General features: G+C 44.0%; 14 protein-coding genes. 10 read left to right on the top strand and 4 right to left on the bottom strand.

The annotated features are described in order from the left end of the window. Positions 1-32: 32 nt before the first annotated feature. Positions 33-1520: a GAF domain-containing protein gene (locus SCB77_RS00935; RefSeq protein WP_320184559.1), complete on the top strand. Its 1488-nt coding sequence runs from the start codon at positions 33-35 to the stop codon at positions 1518-1520. A 12-nt stretch (positions 1521-1532) separates the two neighbouring features. Next, positions 1533-5960: a chemotaxis protein CheB gene (locus tag SCB77_RS00930; RefSeq protein ID WP_320184558.1), complete on the top strand. Its 4428-nt coding sequence runs from the start codon at positions 1533-1535 to the stop codon at positions 5958-5960. Positions 5961-6062: 102 nt separating this feature from the next. Here SCB77_RS00930 and SCB77_RS00925 read toward each other — a convergent pair whose 3' ends face one another. The 4 genes from SCB77_RS00925 to SCB77_RS00910 are packed head-to-tail and all read right to left on the bottom strand — an operon-like array spanning position 6063 to position 10577. Continuing rightward, complete coding sequence (locus tag SCB77_RS00925; RefSeq protein ID WP_320184557.1) at positions 6063-7550, bottom strand: amino acid permease; 1488 nt, start codon at positions 7548-7550, stop codon at positions 6063-6065. 25 nt (positions 7551-7575) lie between these two features. Then, positions 7576-8268 carry a hypothetical protein gene (locus SCB77_RS00920; RefSeq protein WP_320184556.1) on the bottom strand — a complete coding sequence of 231 codons (693 nt, stop codon included), beginning with the start codon at positions 8266-8268 and terminating at the stop codon, positions 7576-7578. A 5-nt stretch (positions 8269-8273) separates the two neighbouring features. Then, on the bottom strand, positions 8274-10223 hold the full coding sequence (locus tag SCB77_RS00915; RefSeq protein WP_320184555.1) for a M1 family metallopeptidase: 1950 nt from the start codon (positions 10221-10223) through the stop codon (positions 8274-8276). A gap of 3 nt (positions 10224-10226) precedes the next feature. Beyond that, entirely contained in the window at positions 10227-10577 is a 351-nt protein-coding gene (locus SCB77_RS00910) for an ArsC family reductase (RefSeq protein WP_320184554.1), read from the bottom strand. Positions 10578-10979: 402 nt separating this feature from the next. Between SCB77_RS00910 and fbaA the strand changes: the two genes are divergently transcribed. From fbaA to SCB77_RS00870, 8 genes are all read left to right on the top strand, one after another. Continuing rightward, positions 10980-12059, top strand: a complete 1080-nt coding sequence (fbaA, locus tag SCB77_RS00905; RefSeq protein ID WP_320184553.1) for a class II fructose-bisphosphate aldolase — start codon at positions 10980-10982, stop codon at positions 12057-12059. Positions 12060-12295: 236 nt separating this feature from the next. Further along, positions 12296-13177 (top strand): tyrosine-type recombinase/integrase, encoded by an 882-nt coding sequence (locus SCB77_RS00900; RefSeq protein ID WP_320184552.1) that lies wholly within the window; start codon positions 12296-12298, stop codon positions 13175-13177. A 14-nt stretch (positions 13178-13191) separates the two neighbouring features. Further along, positions 13192-13536, top strand: coding sequence for a ribosome hibernation-promoting factor, HPF/YfiA family (gene hpf, locus SCB77_RS00895; protein ID WP_320184551.1), 345 nt, complete (start codon positions 13192-13194; stop codon positions 13534-13536). Positions 13537-13639: 103 nt separating this feature from the next. Beyond that, positions 13640-14002 carry a DUF6686 family protein gene (locus SCB77_RS00890; protein ID WP_320184550.1) on the top strand — a complete coding sequence of 121 codons (363 nt, stop codon included), beginning with the start codon at positions 13640-13642 and terminating at the stop codon, positions 14000-14002. A 171-nt stretch (positions 14003-14173) separates the two neighbouring features. After that, positions 14174-14701 (top strand): ferritin, encoded by a 528-nt coding sequence (locus tag SCB77_RS00885; RefSeq protein WP_320184549.1) that lies wholly within the window; start codon positions 14174-14176, stop codon positions 14699-14701. 159 nt (positions 14702-14860) lie between these two features. Further along, a complete protein-coding gene (locus tag SCB77_RS00880; RefSeq protein ID WP_320184548.1) occupies positions 14861-17614 on the top strand; it encodes an outer membrane beta-barrel protein in 2754 nt (917 codons plus the stop codon). A 1-nt stretch (position 17615) separates the two neighbouring features. Next, positions 17616-18581, top strand: a complete 966-nt coding sequence (locus SCB77_RS00875; RefSeq protein WP_320184547.1) for an NAD(P)H-quinone oxidoreductase — start codon at positions 17616-17618, stop codon at positions 18579-18581. Positions 18582-18654: 73 nt separating this feature from the next. Next, positions 18655-20949, top strand: coding sequence for a GH92 family glycosyl hydrolase (locus SCB77_RS00870; protein WP_320184546.1), 2295 nt, complete (start codon positions 18655-18657; stop codon positions 20947-20949). Positions 20950-20976: the final 27 nt, after the last annotated feature.

Raw genomic sequence — 20976 nt, 5'->3', positions numbered from 1 at the left:
TTATCGGTAAAATAGATTACTAGTACAGCATTATGCGTAAAGCCAACTTTGATTCGGAATTTTGTGGAAACCTTCCTATACACCACATCAATACTATACAGCCTCACGGGGCGATCATGCTCTTGGATAAAGATGATCTACGTATCTTGCAGATCAGTGTGAATTTAGCGACTTACCTCAACAAGGAATTGCAGGAAATTGTTGGCGCGTCACTTGATTCGTTTGTAAGGGACGGTGTGGACGATATCAAAGGCGTCTTGACTCAGAGTTTAAGTAAAAAAATCACGTTTAGACTGGTTATAGAAGATCTCCCTTTTTTCGCGCTGATCAGCGAACATGATCGCTATTACCTGTTGGAAGTGCAACCCGAACAGGAGTCTACGAAAAGCAAATTCGGCGGATTACAAGAAGTGCGCGAATTGGTTGCCGCGCTGAATACCACATCGGAACTCCAAGAAGCTTGCGATCTGATTGTGAAAGAGTTGCAGTCGATGTTGGGAATCGATGGTGTGATGATGTACAAATTTGATGCGGACTGGAATGGGACGGTGATTGCTGAAGTAAAAACCAAGACACTGGAGCCTTATTTTGGGGTTACCTTTCCTGCTTCCGATGTACCTCGCCAAGCAAGGGAATTGTATCTCAAGAATCCTATTCGCCTTATTCCTGACGGTACCTATACGCCTTCACGCCTCTATCCGGTCATCAATCCCTTGACGAACGCGTTTACTGATCTGTCTGCGTGTTTTTTACGTGGCGTCGCTGATGTGCACCTGGAATACCTTTCCAATATGAAGGTAATGGGCTCGATGTCGTTACGTGTTATTCATAACGGAAAACTATGGGGCTTGATAGCTTGTCATCATTGTTCTACGTTTGGACTGAACTTTGAAGATGGTGTCAACTTGGCTTTGCTGAGCAATGTAATCTCCACAAAGATATCGTCGATTATCAATAACAGTGAATATCAATTCGTATCCGATCTACAGCGCGACAGAAACTTGGTTATCGATGCCGTATATAAATCGGGTATCAAAGAAGGGCTTTTCTCTGGCGAAGTCAACCTCCTTAAATTATTTAGGGCGTCGGGTGCCGTAATATTTGAGGCAGGCCAACAGTTTGTAAGCGGCGAAACACCAGAGCGTGCCTTTTTGGATAACCTCTATTTATGGCTGCAAGCGAAAGAGATCAACCAAGTCTATTCGACGCACAATTTGGCAAGCGTACTGGAAGAGGCAATCAACTATAGTGAATTAGCCAGCGGAATGCTCGTCATACCAATTTCCAGCACAGAGCCTGACTATATCGTATGTTTCAGACCAGAGGTCGTTAAAACGATAGAGTGGGGAGGAAATCCACATCAAGCGATAAATTTTGAAGTGGGAGGTACAACGTATCACCCACGTCATTCTTTTAAGATATGGATGGAAACCGTCAACCAGACGGCATTGCCTTGGCACGAACAAGAACTGCAGATAGCCAACACCGTCCGTAGCTTCCTTTTAGAACATAAGCGTTAATTTCTCTTTCGAATGGCAAACAAAAAAAAGACGGTTTCACAGTATGTGGTAGGTATTGGAGCGTCAGCAGGTGGACTGGAAGCTATCCACGACCTTTTCGATCGTATTCCTTCGCAAATAGAGGTTTCTTTTGTCTTGATTCAACATCTTTCTTCCGATTATAAAAGCCTGCTTGTGGAGCTCGTGTCGAAGCACACGCATATGCAGGTTATCGAAGCGGCAGAGAACCAATTGGTGAAGCCTTCCTGTGTATATGTTATTCCAAATGATAAATTTATCACAATTAGGAAGGGACGTTTACATTTGGAGAAAAAAGGAGATAAGGTACCCAACAATGCGATCGATAATTTTTTGATCAGCTTGGCCGAAAACAGTAAAAGCAAAGCAATCGCAATTATTCTCTCGGGTACAGGCAGTGACGGAACACTTGGAATTGAAGCAATCAAAGAACACGGCGGCTTGGTTATTGCCCAAGATCCGCAGACGGCGAAATTTGACAGTATGCCGATCAACGCCATCAAGTCGGGTAATGTTGATCATGTTGTGCCGATTTCCGCGATGTACGAGAAGCTAGCCGATTACATCAGCTTGGCACCGGTAAGAGCGCTCGAAAACGGTGAAGTGGATGCCGCAATCGTAAATGAAATGTTTCAGCTAGTGCACACGCAAACGGATCACGATTTCTCCTTGTATAAAACGCCCACGATTTTTAGACGGATCGGTCGCCGTATGAAAGCATTGCACGTCGATTCCGTTGATCAATATTTGGAGCTATTGAAAGGCAGTGAGCAGGAGGTAGATTTGTTGAGCAAAGACTTCTTGATTGGTGTAACGCGATTTTTTAGAGATCAAGCAGCATTTGATGTTCTAAAAAACAAGGCTATTCCAGACATTATAGATAATAAAGAAGATAAAGAAACGGTTAAGATATGGGTTTGTGCTTGTAGCACGGGTGAAGAAGTTTATTCGGTAGCCATATTGATGGATCAATACGTAAAGAAAAGCAAAAAAAATCTAGACATCAAGATTTTCGCGTCAGATATTGATGAAGTGAGTTTAGAAATTGCTTCCGGAAATAGTTATCCGGCTTCTTTTCGTAAGGATATTCCCGAAAATTTGTTCAACGAATATTTTATACAGGATGGGCAGCGTATTTCCGTTGTTCCCCATATTCGGAAACAGATTGTGTTTGCCAAGCATAACGTCATCAAAACTCCACCGTTTATTAAGAACGATTTGATTTGCTGTCGCAATATGTTGATCTATATGAACAGCTTATTGCAACACAATATCTTAACGACCTTTCATTTTTCGTTAAATCAGGATGGTTATCTGTTTTTGGGACCCAGTGAAACGATCGCTCCGATTAAGGATGGTGTAAAGGAAATCAGCAGCAAGTGGAAGATATTTAAGAAAACAGGTGTTATACCTCGGGCAACCGAATTTGTTGGAGCAGAACGAGGCGGTATACAACGACAGTTTCCGGTTCGTACAATAAAGAAGCCGAAGAAAACATCAGAAGAGTTGTTCCAACAGTTTTTAATGGAACAGTACGGCTATGTGGGCGCTTTTATTGATAAGAATTTTGAGGTTAAAGATACGATCGGCAATTATCGGAAGTTTTTGTCACTCCCGGAGAAAAAATTGGAGATGAACCTCCTGAAGATGGTGCCCAAGGAGATATCCTATTTATTGAACAATACGATACGTGCAGTTTGGAAAGATAACGTCGCTAAGTCTTTAAAACGACTACGAGTAAAAAACGCCAAGGAGGAACTGGTGATCAATATAGATGTGAGTCCTGCTAATCCAGATTTGGAAAAACCTTTTACGCTCGTGGTTTTCCGACAGATTGAAACTGAAGCGGAGCCTCAAAATTATCAACCCCAGGTCGCTACAGATGAGCATCAAACGACCTATCTGATCGAATTGGAAAGCGAGCTGAGCGAAGTACGCAATAACCTGCAAGTGGCGATAGAGGAGATGGATACGGCCAACGAGGAATTACAATCCAGCAACGAAGAGTTGCTATCGGCCAATGAAGAACTTCAATCCAGCAATGAGGAACTTCAATCGCTAAATGAAGAGTTGCATACGCTGAATGCCGAACATCAACAGAAGATTAAGGAACTGATCGAACTTAACGACGACTTAAACAATTATTTCAAGAGTGTCGATATCGGGCAGATCTTTGTTGACGGTACCGGACGTATACGTAAATTTAATCCGGCGGCGGTGGAGATGGTCAACTTGATCGAAGCAGATATCGGCAGGCCCATCAAACATATTTCTAACAATATCAACTACGAAAATTTCTTAGCGGATATTGATAGTGCGCTAAAGAATAATTCTGCCCTGCCTGAACGTGAAATCCAACTGAAGAATGGCCGTATTTGCTTACTACGGATCATGCCTTATGTTCGTATCGATGGACAGTCGGATGGCGTGGTCATCACCTTTGTAGATATTACAGCCTTAAACGAACTGAGTGATATCATCGTCGGTGTTTTCAAAACGAGTCTCAGTGCGGTATTAATATTCACCAGTATTCGCAATGCGAAGAAAGAAATAGTTGATTTCAAATGCTATGCAGCAAATACGACTGCTGAACAGATTGCAGGCCTGGGGGAACAAGACCTTTCGGGGTTATTGTTCCGGAAGCAATTGCAAGGGATGTACAATGAAAAACTTTTTCTGCAGTTAAAAGATATTGTTTCCTCGGGGGATAACCTGCAGACCGAAATTCAGCTGGATAACGACCACTGGTATATCGTGACGGCGACCAATATCGGGGATCTATTGGCCGTCACGTACACCGATGTGACCGAACGCAAGAAAGGAGAGCAAAGTCTGAAAAAGAACTATAACGAGCTGCTAAGCGTTCGTGAGTCGCTCAAGACACTCAACAATGAGTTGGAAAGTCGGGTGCGCGAGCGTACGCTCAGTTTAACAAAAAGCGAAGATCGTTTTAATATGGTTTCAGAAGCGACGAACGATACCATATGGGACTGGGATTTGGTGAATAACAGGATTTGGCGAAGTCAAAACTTTTCAGCGATGTTCGGCTACGAGATCAATGCCGAGACACAGACAACCGATTTTTGGTATCAATGTATTCATCCAGAAGATGTCAAGCGGGTGCGAGATAGTGTTTATCGTACGATCAATGAACAAAAAGAAACCTGGCTGGCAGAATATCGTTTTATGCGTGCCGACGGTAGTTATGCCGAGATATTGGATCGCGGTAGTGTGCAACATGACACACATGGCGTGGCATATCGCATGGTCGGCTCGGTCGTGGATGTCACACGCATTAAAGCTGCGGAGCGCAGAAAGCAGGAACTGCAGGATTTTATCCTGCGACAACAAAAGGAGTTCTATGAGTTGTTTGCCAATGCGCCTGCGCTGATATCCATTCGGCGGGGTGCAGAACTTCGGTATGAATACAGTAACGCTGCATTCAAGCGGTTCTATTCCGGTAACGACTTTTTGGGACTGGCATCTGCAGAGGCACATAAAGTAGCTGTGGATCGCAGCTTGTATCAAAAGGACGGGGAGATCTTAAGTCAAGGCCTATCGCTTTCAGGAAAAGCTTTTCGGGTTGCAAAATTTGACAGCGACGGCAATGAAATCGGGCAAGCCTGGATAGATTATCTTTTTACACCAATCTTTGACGATAGAGAACAGATCGACGGCGTAGCGTTTTTTGGTTTTGAAGTAAGTGAATTGGTCAAGTCGCAAATCGCCACTCGCCAATTGATGAACCGGAAGGACGAATTTATGAGTATTGCCAGCCACGAACTTAAAACACCGATCACAAGTTTAAAAGCTATGCTACAGATCGGACTAAAATCCATAGACCAAGGGAAATCCGTTGAGCTTATCCAAGATTTCTTGGCTAAAAGCTTGAAGCAAACCGATAAGCTTACCTACCTGATTAACGACTTGTTGGATGTGACAAAAATACACTCCGGCAAGATGCAGTTGAATTATACCGCGTTTAACCTAGCGGATTTGGCCAAAGAAGTTGTAAATGATATTGTAAATGGCGATGTTTCGCATCATATTGAGCTGGTTGCCGAGGAGGATCTGCATTTATCTGCCGACAGGCACCGCATAGAACAGGTGATGGTCAACTTCCTTTCCAATGCCATAAAATATTCGCCCGGCAAGGACATGGTTAGGGTTGACGTCAAGCGATCGTACAAGGATAGCGTGCGCGTGGCTGTACGTGATTTTGGTATTGGTATTTCGAAAGATAAGAAAGACTTAGTATTCGATCGTTTCTTTAGGGTGGAAGAGTCTATCAAGTTTTCAGGCTTGGGGCTAGGCCTATTCATTTGTAAAGATATTATCGAGCGCCATCAGGGAAATATAGGCGTAGAAAGTGTAGAGGGCGAGGGCTCCACATTTTGGTTTACCATACCTACAAATTTGTAAATAGCCATCGATACAAAGCCGGCTATCCCTTGTTTCTTTAACCGCATAAAAAAGCCGCTCTTGTTTAAAACAGGAGCGGCTTTGTATTTACTGTCAACCAGATTATAAATTCGTCTGATTACCTGCTTTATGCTGTTTTCTGATCTTACTATTTTTCATACCATAGAAAATATAGATAATTAAGCCGATCAGCAACCAAACGCCTAGACGCTCCCAGCTCTCAATTGGTAGAGAAGCCATCAGTAAGATACATACAATAACACCTAATATAGGTAGTACCGGAACGAAAGGCGTTTTAAACGGACGCTCAATTTCCGGATTAGATTTCCGTAGCACCAAGATACCAATACACACCAAGGTGAAGGCAAACAGTGTACCGATACTCACCATATGTCCTAAATCCGAGACCGGAACAAAACCTGCGAAAATAGATACAAAAACCATGAAGATCAAATTGGTTTTCCAAGGTGTTTGGTTTTTCGATAGATCCGAGAATATCTTTGGCAACAAGCCATCTTTACTCATAGAATAGAATACGCGGCTTTGGCCTAACAACATTACCAAGATGACGGAGGTATACCCCGCAATGATAGTGACAATCAATGCAGAATTCAAGAATGTGTAGCCAGTTTTTGCAAAGGCTGTAGCCACAGGTTTGGCATCTCCCTTAAACATTTGATAGTTTTCCAAACCGGTCATCACGTAAGAGAATAGCACATACAGAATGGTACAGATAATCAATGATCCGATGATGCCAATAGGCATTCCTTTTTTCGGATCTTTAGCTTCCTGCGCCGCGGTGCTCACAGCATCAAAGCCGACGAAAGCGAAAAACAATACACCGGCAGCACGAAGGATACCGCTGATACCAAATTTTCCGAAATCATCACTCGTCAAGAACGACCACAAACCTTTCTCGCCACTTTTAACCAGTTCTTCGCCTTCGTTGGTTGGGATAAATGGGGTATGGTTAGCCGAATCGATGAAGCTCCATCCCAATACGATAAAGATCAATACCACACTCACTTTCAGGATAACCAAGATATTGTTAACCGTAGAAGATTCTTTGGTGCCGCGCATCAACAACAGCGAAAGTAAGCAGACGATGATAATAGCTGGTATATTCACCATACCGCCTTCCCAAGGTCCTTTCAGGAACTGATCGGGGATGGATACGCCAAAGGTCATCAACAGCTGGTTAAAATATTGCGACCAACTTACGGCCACGGTGGCACTGGCCAAAGCATACTCGAGCACCAAATCCCAACCTATGATCCAAGCTACAAATTCGCCCATGGTGGCGTAGGAATAGGTGTAGGCACTTCCCGCGACGGGAATCATAGAGGCGAACTCGGCATAGCAAAGACCCGCAAACGAACAGGCTACCGCGGCAACGATGAACGAAAGAATAACGGCCGGTCCTGCATTTTCGGCAGCGGCGATACCAGTGAGGGAAAATAGCCCAGCACCAATAATGGCACCCACACCGAGGGCAATAAGGCCACTGCTGGTAAGTGTACGCTTCAGCGTATGCTCACCGCTCTCGCGGGCTTCGTTAATAATTTGTGGAATAGATTTTTTGAAAAGCATAATTCTTTTTGGGTTAGTAGTTTTTTTATTTTGATTTAAATTTACTGTAGGCGTCTAGGACGTAGATACGGATATCTTCCGGAGAGGCTGTTTCCATAAACTCCAACGTAGGTCGGAACTGCTCGCGGAACAGCGGAAGTTCATCATCCGTTACCGGTACGGTAGCGCGGATAACCTGTGCTGAAAACAGACGATCGACTTTCCTATTGCTTTGCTCGCTCAACAGCAGTTCCAAGTTTTTGCGCGCCATCTTACTTTGGCGTCCAAATAGGCGGGAAGGGGACAGGCGCATGCCGCCACGATTTTGTGAGGCATCCACCACTTGACCATCTTTTTTTGCTTTTTCGATTTCAGCAACCAGACGGCTATCGGTAAGGCGGCTAACGACAACCTCATCAATAACGATGCTCTTTTGATCGCGTACCAAGTAAATACGTTGGATACCTCCTTGATAGATATAGGCGGTGTCGATTTCGTATCCTGCTTGTGTGAAGCTCAACAAATCTTCGATGTTCCCACCGATCGTGAAGTTTCCTTCGCTGTCGCTCTCTATTTTTTCGTTGGTGCGTATATTTTTGACCAACACAGAACGTAGCTTTTGGCTACTTTCCAGTTCGTAGACTATACCTTTTATCTGCTGTGCTTGGCTGTGTTGTGCCAATAGGGAAAAGACCCAGCAAAAGCAGATCGTTAGTGCTATATTCAGTTTCTTACTCATCAATCTTAGTTTTTGGGCCAAACATTGTTCTCCGGATTGACATCGGGATACACGTTATCCGGATCGATAACTACTTTTGTCAGTTTCTCCGTAGACTTCAACTTGAAACGCCAGCTCGTATTGCGCTGCCAAATTTCTACCGGTAATTTCTTTCTGATTTTCTGACCCGACTCAGTAGTCGCTTCGATAACAACGGGCATCGCCAGTTTCTGTAAATTTTCAATGGTAATGATTGCGCCGTTTTTAGGATCTAGTTTCTCGTAATCAACACTACTGATCGCCTGATCCAAAGTCCAGTTGTACTTAAACCATCCGCGCCAAAACCAAGCTAGGTTTTCGCCAGTTTCGTTTTCTATGGTACGGAAAAAATCATCCGGTGTAGGGTGTTTATAGGCCCAGGCGGCTACATAACTGCGAAACGCACGGTCGAAGCGCTCTGCACCGATAACCTCATCGCGCAGTAAACGCAGACCATATGCAGGCTTGTAGTAAGCCAAGGTGCCGATATTGCGCTCCTTCATGTTCTGTGGCGAGGACATGATAGGTTCAAAATTTGGTTGGGAAAAAGCACGCGCCATACTGTTTCTATTACCGAAGGTACGTTGATATTCGCCTTTATTGAATTCCCGCGTGGAGAGCTCGTTGATAAAACTGTTAAAGCCTTCATCCATCCAAGCGTGTAATCGTTCATTACTGCCCACGATCATCGGAAACCAGTTGTGCCCGAATTCATGATCGGTGACACCCCATAGGCTGCCAGCCTTGGCTTCGTAGCCACAGAATGATAATGCCGGATACTCCATACCGCCAACATTGGCGGCCACATTCACCGCTACTGGATAGGGATACTCCATCCATTTTTTGCTGTAGTATTCGATGGAAGCCTTGGTGTATTCGGTAGATCGCTCCCAAGCGTTGTTGCCGTTGCTTTCTACGGGGTAGGCTGAAAGTGCTAAAGCTGTTTTGCCGCTAGGTTTGTTGATTTTGGCAGCATCGATGATAAATGCGGCCGATGATGCCCAGGCAAAGTCGTGTGCGTTATGCAACTTATATTTCCAAGTAAGGCTGTTCTTTTTTGGTCTAGAGTTGGTTGCTGTAACCTCGGCCGCGGAACGGATGGATACCGTTTTATCGCTCTCCAATGCTTTCTTATAGCGTGATAGCTGTTCGCTGGTCCAAACTTCCTCGGGATTTAGCAGCTCGCCACCTGCGACCACGATGTGGTTTGCTGGCGCGGTTATCTCGATGCTGTAGTCTCCATATTCGAGATAGAACTCGCCCGGCCCAGTATAGGGTTCTGTGTTCCAGCCTAAGATATCGTCGTATACACATAGCCTAGGATACCATTGTGCAATAGCATACACTTTTCCGTTTTTAGTGCTTAGGATTCCGGTGCGATCGGCGCCATATTCCGGTACGGTGTAGGCAAAATCAAGATCCAGCGAAACACTTCCTCCTGCCGCTGCTAGTGGCGTTGGCAACTCTACGCGCATACGCGTGTCGATGATCTCGTACTGTGCTTGTTTGCTGCCAGCAACTGTAACATTACTTAAGTTGAAGCCACCCTCAAAATCGGAATCGGCAGATCCATAGCGGCTATCCTCAAGGGGAATGGTGGCCTGCCCACGCGACTGCTCATGGAATAGGTTTTGATCCAACTGTAGCCATATATAACGCAAGGTATCGGGGCTGTTGTTGGTGTACTTGATGGAAACGCGACCGGTAACCCGGTTGCTCTTATCATCGAGCTGCACTTTAATGTTGTAATCAGCTGCATTTTGCCAGTATGCATGTCCAGGTTTGCCGCTAGCCGACCGATAGGCATTGCCATTATTGGTATAAAAGATGGGGTTGAATGCTTCTGTATAATTATAGACGCTTTTGCTTTGCGCCTGCACGTGGCCGAGCGCCACGAAGGCACAGGAAATGGAAGCCAATATTATTTTTCCGTTCATAGACTAGCTTAGTTTTGTTGCATACTCTGTCTCGTTAAAACCCAATATAATGCCTTTGGGCGATTCAATAAGTGGCCTTTTGATCATGCTGTTGTGCTGTAGAAGCACGCTGTTGGCTGTTGCAGCATCCGATACGGCAGCTTGCTCGGCCGGGTCTAGCTTTCTCCAGGTAGTACCCTTCTTGTTCAACAGCTGCTCCCAAGCGACTTCTTTTTCCCACTGTTCCAACTTTTCCAAAGTTGCAGGTTCCTTTTTGTAGTCATGGAAAACATAGTCCAAGTTCTTTTTGTCGAACCAGTCCAATGCTTTTTTTACCGTGCTACAGTTTTTTATACCGTAAATATGTACAGCCATTTTCGTTTATATGTTCGTTTAATCGGATAAAGATATTAATATATTTAAAAATGCCACTCATCGGCCGTGTTTTAAAATTAGTTTCCTTGCTTTTTTGCTCGCGTCAAGGCTCGGGAAGTACGTTTCCGCAAAATAAGATAGTAAAATAGATTTATTGAATATGTCGACTGGATAATTCTGGTAAAAATCCGGATACAATAGGGCAAAATCGTACCGCGCTTCTTTCTCTTTGAAAAACGTATGTGGGGAAATGAACAATTTGTGCTTTCAGAACGCAAGCATATTGATCAGTAGGGAATGGGGGTGTGGCTGTTTGAAGTGTATTTTTAACACTAAGTCTTGTAGGGTATGGAAAAAAAATTGTACCTTTAGTCACACATAAATAAAAAATAGACAAAACATATGAGCCTAAAAGATTTTAAAGGTGTTTTGACAGGAGATCAAGTTCAAGAGCTTTTCGAGATTGCTAAAACACATAAGTTCGCTTTACCAGCGGTAAACGTTATCGGAACGAATTCTATCAATGCGGTTTTGGAAACTGCCAAAGCTGTGAACTCGCCGGTTATCATTCAGCTTTCTAATGGTGGTGCGCAATTTTATGCCGGAAAGACATTGGACAACGAAGGCCTGAAAGCATGTATCTTGGGTGCTGTTTCTGCTGCGCATCACGTTCATTTATTGGCAGAGCACTATGGTGTTGCTGTTATTCTTCACACGGATCACGCGGCGAAAAAGTTATTGCCTTGGATCGACGGTTTGTTGGATGCTGGGGAGAAATTTTTTGCGCAACACGGCAAGCCATTGTTTTCATCGCATATGTTGGATTTATCGGAAGAACCTATTGAGGAGAACATCGAAATTTCCGCTAAATATTTGGCGCGTATGAAGCCACTAGGGATGACTGTCGAAATTGAATTAGGTGTTACAGGTGGTGAGGAAGACGGTGTAGACAACTCGGATGTAGATAGCTCTAAACTATATACACAGCCAGAGGAGGTAGCTTACGCCTTTGAAGAACTGTCGAAGGTTTCTGATAAATTTACTGTTGCGGCTGCATTTGGTAACGTACATGGTGTTTATAAACCAGGCAACGTGAAGCTTCAGCCTGTTATCTTGCACAATTCGCAGGAGTATATTCGCGAGAAATTTAACCTTAGTGCAGAAAAGCCTGTGAACTTTGTTTTCCATGGCGGTTCGGGTTCTTCACCGGAAGAAATTGCGGAGGCTCTTTCTTACGGTGCTATCAAAATGAATATCGATACCGATATGCAATGGGCATTTTGGGATGGTATTCGTGCTTACGAGGCGAAGAACCACGACTTTCTACAGGGACAGATCGGAAACCCCGAAGGTGCCGATTCTCCAAATAAGAAGTTTTATGACCCGCGCGTTTGGTTGCGCAAGGGTGAAGAAGCATTCGTAACGCGTTTGAAACAAGCTTTCAGTGAGCTGAATGCTATTGACGTGAACAGCAAGCTGTAATCGCTGTTTCAAGCGACTTAATTATGCTCTAGGAAAGCCCAGTCAAACGACTGGGCTTTCTGTTGTTAAGGAATTTTGATAATTTGTTTTTCCATCAATAATCTTGTTGCAATTTCTTATAATTCCGTTCCCGTATAACCTTAATTATAAAGATGCTTTTGCTTACCATAAATTGATGAAATAAAATTTGTTTAGCTCCTAGTTTTTGCTATATTTATGCAAGAAGGAGATCGACAATGGGCAAAGATGAGTTTTTAAATTTTCTCAAGTTTGAGAAGCGTTATTCTAGCCATACGGTTACAGCGTATACCATGGAGTTGGATAATTTCTTTGCTTTTCTTCAAGCTGAGGATTTAAGCTTTCAGGAGGTTGATCACCGTGTCGTTCGTCAGTATCTTGCACAGATGAAGGAGCACGGGAAAGAAGCCTCCAGCATCAATAGGTCGATTTCTGCCTTACGTTCTTTTTATAAATTTTTACGCAGAGAGGGGAAGACAGACCAAAACCCGATGAATTTGGTGCATGCCTTGAAGACCGCCAAGAAATTGCCTGTGGTAGTTGAACAGGAGAAGATGGTGGCCCTGTTGGATGCCGGTTTTCGGGATGCGGAAGATTTTGAAGAAGTGCGGGATTTCGTAGTACTGGAGCTTTTGTTCGGTACCGGTATTCGACTCGCGGAGTTGCTAGCTATCCAAGAGCGAGATATCGATACCTACAACAAAAGAATATTGATTTTCGGTAAAAGAGGGAAGGAGCGCCTCGTTCCCGTACATCAGAACCTATTGATGACGATCAAACATTATCTTAAATTGAAATATGCACTGGATGCGGAAAACAAATCCACGCTGTTGATCGTTAGTAAAGAAGGAAAGGCCGCCAGCAGAAGGTTGATCTACGATAAGGTGCGACATTACCTAAGCCTGATCACTTCGCAAAAGAAAAAGAGTCCCCATGTGTTGAGGCATACTTTTGCAACAGCTTTATTGAACAATGGAGCCGATTTAAATGCCATTAAGGAATTACTCGGCCATGCCGGTTTAGCTGCTACGCAAGTATACACACACAACTCTGTAGAGCGGTTGAAGTCAATTTATAAACAAGCCCATCCAAAGGCTTAAAAAAAGGAGGAAAAATGAACATTACTGTGCAATCTATCAAATTTGATGCAGATCAAAAGTTGGTTGAATTTATTAAGAAAAAAACAGCTAAGTTGGAACAGTTTCTCGATAATATTATTGAGGGCGTTTGCTACTTGCGTATAGAAAATGTAGACGATGAAGCAAACAAGGTGGTGGAGCTGAAGATGAATATCCCGGGCAACCAATTGTTTGCAAAGGCACAGGCGAAGAGTTTTGAAGAAGCAACAGATGTCGCAGTGGAATCGCTGAGACGGCAGATTAACAAACATAAAACAAAGACAAGAGCCACCGTGAGCAACCATAAGGAGTTGCTGGGGGATGGCGAGGAAGAATTTTAAAAACATACCTTACAAAAAAAGAGAAAGCTGATTGAAAAATCAGCTTTTTTATTTGGATTGAATATCAATAAGGATTATATTTGCTTGCAATTAACGAGAAGAGATGATTTGTCCTTTAGCACAAGTAGAAGAGATTTACAAAACAACACAGGGCGCTGTTTATCAATGCAGCCGTAAAAACTGTTATTGGTTGGAATTTCAGGATACGACAACGGCTTTTAAAATATCGGACTTTTTCTCGTTCAAAAAGCGTATTGATGCCATAGATGTGGCCTCTATGATCGGCGATGCCTCCCGAGCGGCTGATTTTGAGATTATCATGCCTTTTAGAACCGAGCGCTGTTTCTTATTGCGCGTTGAAGATGTATTGGCGTTGCGTGAAGTTCTTTCGGGGGCTAAATTTATGATCGAGCTGAACAGTGAAGTAAAAAAGATACTTCGCGAAGGGAATGTACTAGCAGTTTAAAATCTAATTTTAATTGTACTGATTCCAAACAAGTTAGCTATACTCTTGGCTAATTTAGACTTAATTTGTATTGCTTTTTTTTGTTCCAAAACGAACGTTTCTGATTTATCTTTGTACAAACAATGTAGGGATCGCATTGTTATTAGTATGTATATTTAATAGAAACATAATATGAAAGACTTATTGAAATTGAAATCTTCTCTAGCAGAAGAGATCGAAAATATATTGAACGCACAAGTAAAAGTTGAAGCACATTCGTCGGCTCTATATCTTGCTATGTCATCATGGTGTGACGATCAAGGTTTGGATAATTCAGCTACCTTCTTTGCTAAACAAGCAAACGAAGAGCGTGAGCACATGTTGAAATTGTTCAACTACATCAATAACCGTGGTGGACGTGCTATCTCTCCAGAGATCACAAACATCCCGACAGACTTCGAGTCATTCCGCGGGGTATTCGAGCAGACATTAGAGCAAGAAATGTTCGTGACTGAACAATTTAACAACATCGCTGACCGTTGTATGAAAGCGAAAGATTACGTAACGTTTAACTTTGTGCAGTGGTTCTTGGAAGAGCAAGTAGAAGAAGAGTATGTGGCACGTCGTATACTCGAGTTGTTCGATGTGATCGGTGAAGACGGAACAGGACGTTGGGAGATCGACAAGCACCTTGTAAAAGTAGCTTTTGACGGCGAATAAAACCTGTCGAAAACATAATAAATAAAAGCGGGTTATTTCAAGCGAAATAACCCGCTTTTATTTATACGGAAAATGAATAAAGGAACGTTATACTAAAAACTTTTATTGAAATTCAATTTTTTCGTATATTGATGACAATCGAGCAAACGAGCAGTTTTTGTGAAGAATAATAGGTGTATCATACTTTTGGTCATGTTGATTTGTTCCTGCGCTTTGGGTTTGTCCAATGTGCATGCTCAAATAGGCTCGAAGCGAATCCAAGGACTGGTATTGGACAGTGCGGCGCATGGCTTAGCGGGGGTCAATATTCGGTTGACCAGCACCCTCGATACCTTAGTAACAAGCAGCGCTGCAAATGGGGCTTACCAGTTTAGCAATGTGCGCGGAAATCATATTCGCATATCTTATAGTATGCTGGGACACCAGATCGTCAACAGGTTGTTGTCGTCGAACGAGCATAGCTCTTTTGTGGTAGTGCCCAACGTTGTGCTCATTCCACAAGCTTCCCTGATTGAAGGGGTTTCCATTACCAAAACCATCCCCGTTGTTTATACCGAAGATACTATCCAGTACAATATGGATGCCTTTAAGTTTCGCGCAAACTCGTTGCTGGAAGAGGCGCTGAAACAGTTGCCCGGTATTCAGGTGCTGCGCGACGGTACGGTGTATGCCCAAGGGAAGCAGGTATCGACGGTATTGGTTGATGGTAAAAAATTCTTTGGTGGTGACGTCATTACGGCAACGAAGAATCTACCGGCAGATTTTGTAAAGAAAATACAGGTCATTAACCATTTTGGTGATTTTGCTATCGAACGCGGCATGACAACCGATGAGCCCGAAAAAGTAATCAATATTGTGCTCAAAGAAGATAGCAAGCGTATTTCGTTTGGCCAGATTACCGCCGGAGGTGGTACCAGCGATCGTTACATTGGTAGTATTGGCGTTAACCGATTTGATGACGGACAGGAGTTTTCCGTGATAGGGTCGGTCAACAATACCAATACAAGCCTGTTTTCATTCGGCTCGCCCAGTGGTGTGGGAGAACGGGAGAAATCGCTGTTTGACGCAAACGACTTCGTAGACCCTACCGATGGTCTCAACAATATTAAGTCTTTCGGATTTAATTTTTCGGACAACTTGGCTGAAAATACATTGATCAATACCAGCTATAGCTTTACGCATAAAGAGAATGTGACCACGGGAAATTCTTTTCTGCGGTCGGATTATCTTGGCAACAAAATCTCCAATGCGGAGTCGTACCGAACGACCAGCAATGATTACTATCATAAACTGACGACGGAGTTCAAACATCGTTTCAAGAATAGTGACGTTTTGGAGATAAAACCGGTGTTTTCCTACAATAGGATTTATTTCGGAAACGCGCGAGATCGATTGATCGACAACAACCGGATCACTAACGATGGTACATACCAAGATACATCGTACCAGCAAAATCCCAATTTAGATATGAGTATTTTATACGCACGAGCCTTTAAGAAGCCTGGGCGCAAGTTGGTAAGCAACGTGGTGCTGAATTTTAACAGCTTGAATAAGGTAGAAGATGTGGTGGACAGGTACACTTCCGTCGATTCATCGGGGATACCACCTCGGATCACCGAGTTTAACCAGCAGTATTTTATCGAACAGCGTAGCGGAACCGATGGGGTAAAGGCAGCGGTATCCTTCGTAGAGCCTTTCTCAGAATATAGCACCGTTGAGCTCTTTTACGACTATGAGCTCACGGACATGACGGCCGTTCGCCGCGTGGAAGATAGACTGAAGTCGGAAGAATTTGGTCAGTTTTTTTATGTGGATTCGTTGGGTGTGAGCTACAATTATCGATTTAATAGCAGTAGGGCAGGATTGAGTTACCAATATGTACCCAACAAGAAATTTAGAACTAGTGTCGGCTTTGCGGTGCAGCCCATCACCCTCAATGGCTACCTGCCGCGTGAAGATATGTACTATCGCTACGACAATGTAAATGTGGTGCCTAGCGCCGGTTTTAAGTGGCGCCTCAACAATGAAGTCGATTGGAGTGTGGATTATGTCGGTAAAAACAACCAACCTAACTTTCTGCACATCATTCCCGTAAGAGATAACAGTAATTCCCAAAATATCATTATCGGTAACCCCGAGCTAAAGGCCGAGTTTTCCAACCGGATCAACACCACATTGCGAAAGTTTATTACCTCTCGAAATCAGTATTTTGAGACTAATTTTGCCTACAACAGAGTATTGAACAAGATTGTGGCGGACAAGACGGCTTTCCGGAGCTCGACTATTCAGGAGACTACATTTAAAAATGCCGATGGCTATTTTGATCTCAAATGGTACTACCTCTTCAATATGCCCTTGTTCAACGAAAGCTTGCAATTGGATTTTGTCGGTAATACAGATTTTTACAACAATATATCCTTTGTCAACGACGAGCGTAACAAGACTACTCAGTTTATTTACTCCCAATCTGTACAGTTTCGGTATACCTGGAGCGACTATTTCGAATCGCTGTTCAACACTAATTACCTGTTGAACAATGCAACATACACTTGGCCCTACACAACAGAGATTACGGCACACAGCCTGCTGTTGAGTGGAGCAACCAAGGGGTATCTGAGCGATCACGTGACTTTAGGAGCGGAGATGTCACAGCGGTTCAATGCCGGCTACGAAAGTAGTTTTATGAACAATAACCCCACTATCTTGAATGCCTACTTGGAAATTTCTTTTTTGCCCAATAAATTGGGGCTGTTGCGTTTTCAAGGTTTTGACCTGTTGGATCAAAATAAAAACATGGGTACCTATAGTGAATATATAGGCAATGATCTTTATGAAGCGCGGAACAATAGATTAGGGCGTTATTTTATGGTAACTTTTAATATGCGTCTTCAAAAATATCCAAAGAAAAAATAGTATGAAAGCAGTGGTTATTACGGCGTTCGGTGAGGCAGATGTATTGCGTGTGGAATCGAGGGGGCGCCCCACGATCAGCGAAAGCCAAGTGTTAATAGGGGTCAAGGCCGCGGGTATCAATAGGCCCGATGTTTTTCAGCGTAAAGGACATTATCCAGCTCCGCCGGATGTGGTACAGGATATTCCGGGCCTAGAGGTGGCTGGTGTGGTGATGGAAGTGGGGGCGGAGGTATCGCGCTGGGCCGAAGGTGATGAGATTTGTTGCTTGATCGCTGGTGCTGGTTATGCCGAGTTTGTGGCTGTTGAAGCCGATTGCTGTCTGCCAATTCCAAAGGGGTTATCTTTTGCGGAGGCAGCCTCGCTACCAGAGACTATTTTTACCGTTTGGGATAATGTCTTTCGTCGCGGAGCCTTAAAGCGGGGAGAGCATCTGTTGGTTCATGGCGGATCGGGAGGGATAGGAAGCACGGCCATTCAGCTGGCCAAGGCTTGTGGTGCGCAGGTTTCTGCAACGAGCGGATCGGCGGAAAAATGTGCCTACTGCGCCTCCTTGGGCGCGGATCGGGTAATCAATTATAAGGAGGAGGACTTTGCCGAGCTGCTGCAGGCGACGGGTGTAGATGTTATACTAGATAGTATTGCGGGGGATTATTTTGAGAAAAATGTGTCATTGCTCCAACCGGATGGGCGCTTGGTGCATATCAACGCCATGAAGGGTAAGCAGGTGTCCTTGGATATTTTGAAACTGATGCAGAAACGGCTGATCCTGACAGGAAGTACCTTACGTTCGCGTGATCTAGCATTTAAGGCGCAGCTGACGCGGGAGGTGCAAGAATTTATATGGCCGCTGGTGGGCGGCGCATTTAAGCCGCAGGTATATAAAACCTTTCCTTATACGGAAGCTGCGGAAGCGCATCAACTGTTGGAAAATGGTGACTTTCTTGGCAAGCTAGTCTTACTTTTTTAAGTTGCTAAATACTTTTAGCTATGGTTTTTTGTCGAAGAATAGCTATTTTAGACAAAAATAAGCCTATAGTTATATGAAGTTTAGATTTTTAACGACGTTTATACTCAGCGCTGCTGTTTCACTTGGCTACAGCCAGACTGTTGGTAAGATCGATAAACCCATCGATCTCGTTAGTACATTGGTCGGTACACAGTCAACCTATTTCCTTTCTACTGGAAATACCTATCCTGCGATAGCGATGCCTTGGGGCATGAATTTTTGGAGCCCTCAAACTGGAAAGATGGGGGATGGATGGATGTATATGTACACCGCCGAAAAAATTCGTGGATTCAAACAGACGCACCAACCGTCGCCATGGATGAACGATTATGGTCAATTTTCGGTGATGCCGATGGTGGGCAAGAAAACCTTCGACGAGGAAAAGCGTGCCAGTTACTTCTCACATAAAGCAGAAGTGGCCAAGCCACATTACTATTCGGTTTACCTTGCGGATTACGACGTCAAGACGGAAATTACCCCAACGGAGCGTGCCGCGTATTTCCGCTTTACGTTTCCAAAAACGAATGAGGGCTATGTGCTTCTTGATGCGTTTGACAAGGGATCTTATGTAGAAGTATTGCCGAAAGAACAGCGCATCATTGGCTATTCGACGAAGAATAGCGGTGGTGTTCCGGAGAATTTCAAGAACTATTTTGTATTGGAATTTGATCGTCCCTTTGCAAACGTGGCAACCTTTGCCGACTCGGTGTTGACGGACGGCCGTTATTTGGTTAAAGCGGATCATGTGGGTGCGTTGGTGGGCTTCCAAATAGCAAATGCAGGCGATCAGATCCTGATGAAGGCAGCGTCGTCCTTTATTTCGAAGGAACAAGCTGCCTTGAACCTAAAAGAATTGGAAGGGGCGACATTTGATGAACGTGTAGCGAAAGGTGAAGAAACTTGGAACAACGAGTTGAAGAAAATCGAGATCGAAGGTGGCTCTATTGATGATATGCGTACATTCTATTCCTGCTTGTACCGTTCGTTGTTGTTTCCGCGAATGTTTTATGAGATAGATGCGCAGGGACAAGTCGTGCATTATTCGCCGTACAACGGTAAGGTACTGCCAGGATACATGTTTACCGACACGGGCTTTTGGGATACTTTTCGCAGTTTGTTTCCTTTCTTGAACTTAATGTATCCAGAGATCAGCGAAAAAATGCAGGATGGCCTAGCCAATGCCTACCGTGAGAGCGGATGGTTGCCGGAATGGGCAAGTCCTGGTTTACGTAACGTGATGGTGGGGAACAATTCAGCATCCGTTGTGGCCGACGCTTGGGTGAAAGGTATTCGATCCAAGGATATCGAAACCCTATATGAGGCGGTTAAACATGGCGCCGATAATGCTGGGCCGTTAACGGCGGTTGGTAGAGCAGGAGCGTCCTACTACAAAGAACTCGGATATGTGCCTTATGATGTCAATATCAATGAAAATGCAGCGCGCTCGTTAGAGTATGCCTACGATGACTTCTCGATATATCAGTTGGCCAAGGCGCTCAACAAGCCCGAAGCTGATCTGCAGTATTACAAGTCACGTGCGTACAACTACCAGAAATTGTATGATCCGGCTACTGGATTGATGCGCGGTAAAAATAAGGATGGGCAGTTTCAGGCTCCTTTCAATCCGTTTAAATGGGGCGACGCCTTTACCGAAGGCAATAGCTGGCACTATACTTGGTCGGTGTTTCAAGACGTGGAAGGCTTAGCGAAATTGATGGGTGGACATCAAGCTATGGAGATAAAGTTGGATTCGGTATTTAGCTTGCCGCCGATTTTTGACGATTCCTATTACGGTTTCCCTATTCATGAAATTCGTGAAATGCAGGTGGCAAACATGGGACAGTATGCACACGGCAACCAGCCAATTCAGCATATGGTTTACTTGTATAACCACGTCGGTGCGCCTTGGAAAACACAATACTGGGTACGTGAGACTATGAAACGCATGTATTCTCCTTATCCGGATGGCTACTGCGGCGATGAGGATAATGGACAAACGTCGGCATGGTATGTATTTTCGGCATTAGGATTCTATCCGGTGACGCCGGCTACCGACGAATATATCTTGGGTGCACCTCTTTTCCAGAAAGCTACCTTGCATTTGGCTAATGGAAAGAAAGTCGCTATAAATGCGGCAAACAATTCGGATGCTAATCGCTACGTCCGTGCGCTTAAGTGGAACGGAAAGAGTTATAGCAAAAATTATATCAAGCATAGTGAACTGCTGAAAGGCGCCACCTTGAATTTTGATATGCAGGCCGAGCCTAACAAACAGCGCGGCGTAAATAAGGCTGATCTACCTTTCTCTTTAAGTAAGGACGATAAGTAACCAAATAGAAAACGGACATTGTAAGCA

Origin of the sequence: Sphingobacterium bambusae (assembly GCF_033955345.1) — a bacterium.
Lineage (GTDB): Bacteria > Bacteroidota > Bacteroidia > Sphingobacteriales > Sphingobacteriaceae > Sphingobacterium > Sphingobacterium bambusae.
The sequence above is the reverse complement of the archived record's forward strand: the minus strand, read 5'-3'. Positions and strand labels throughout refer to the sequence as shown.

Coding starts and splice junctions, on each gene's coding strand:
- SCB77_RS00935 (WP_320184559.1), top strand. CDS start 33: ATGCGTAAAGCCAACTTTGATTCGGAATTTTGTGGAAACCTTCCTATA.
- SCB77_RS00930 (WP_320184558.1), top strand. CDS start 1,533: ATGGCAAACAAAAAAAAGACGGTTTCACAGTATGTGGTAGGTATTGGA.
- SCB77_RS00925 (WP_320184557.1), bottom strand. CDS start 7,550: ATGCTTTTCAAAAAATCTATTCCACAAATTATTAACGAAGCCCGCGAG.
- SCB77_RS00920 (WP_320184556.1), bottom strand. CDS start 8,268: ATGAGTAAGAAACTGAATATAGCACTAACGATCTGCTTTTGCTGGGTC.
- SCB77_RS00915 (WP_320184555.1), bottom strand. CDS start 10,223: ATGAACGGAAAAATAATATTGGCTTCCATTTCCTGTGCCTTCGTGGCG.
- SCB77_RS00910 (WP_320184554.1), bottom strand. CDS start 10,577: ATGGCTGTACATATTTACGGTATAAAAAACTGTAGCACGGTAAAAAAA.
- fbaA (WP_320184553.1), top strand. CDS start 10,980: ATGAGCCTAAAAGATTTTAAAGGTGTTTTGACAGGAGATCAAGTTCAA.
- SCB77_RS00900 (WP_320184552.1), top strand. CDS start 12,296: ATGGGCAAAGATGAGTTTTTAAATTTTCTCAAGTTTGAGAAGCGTTAT.
- hpf (WP_320184551.1), top strand. CDS start 13,192: ATGAACATTACTGTGCAATCTATCAAATTTGATGCAGATCAAAAGTTG.
- SCB77_RS00890 (WP_320184550.1), top strand. CDS start 13,640: ATGATTTGTCCTTTAGCACAAGTAGAAGAGATTTACAAAACAACACAG.
- SCB77_RS00885 (WP_320184549.1), top strand. CDS start 14,174: ATGAAAGACTTATTGAAATTGAAATCTTCTCTAGCAGAAGAGATCGAA.
- SCB77_RS00875 (WP_320184547.1), top strand. CDS start 17,616: ATGAAAGCAGTGGTTATTACGGCGTTCGGTGAGGCAGATGTATTGCGT.
- SCB77_RS00870 (WP_320184546.1), top strand. CDS start 18,655: ATGAAGTTTAGATTTTTAACGACGTTTATACTCAGCGCTGCTGTTTCA.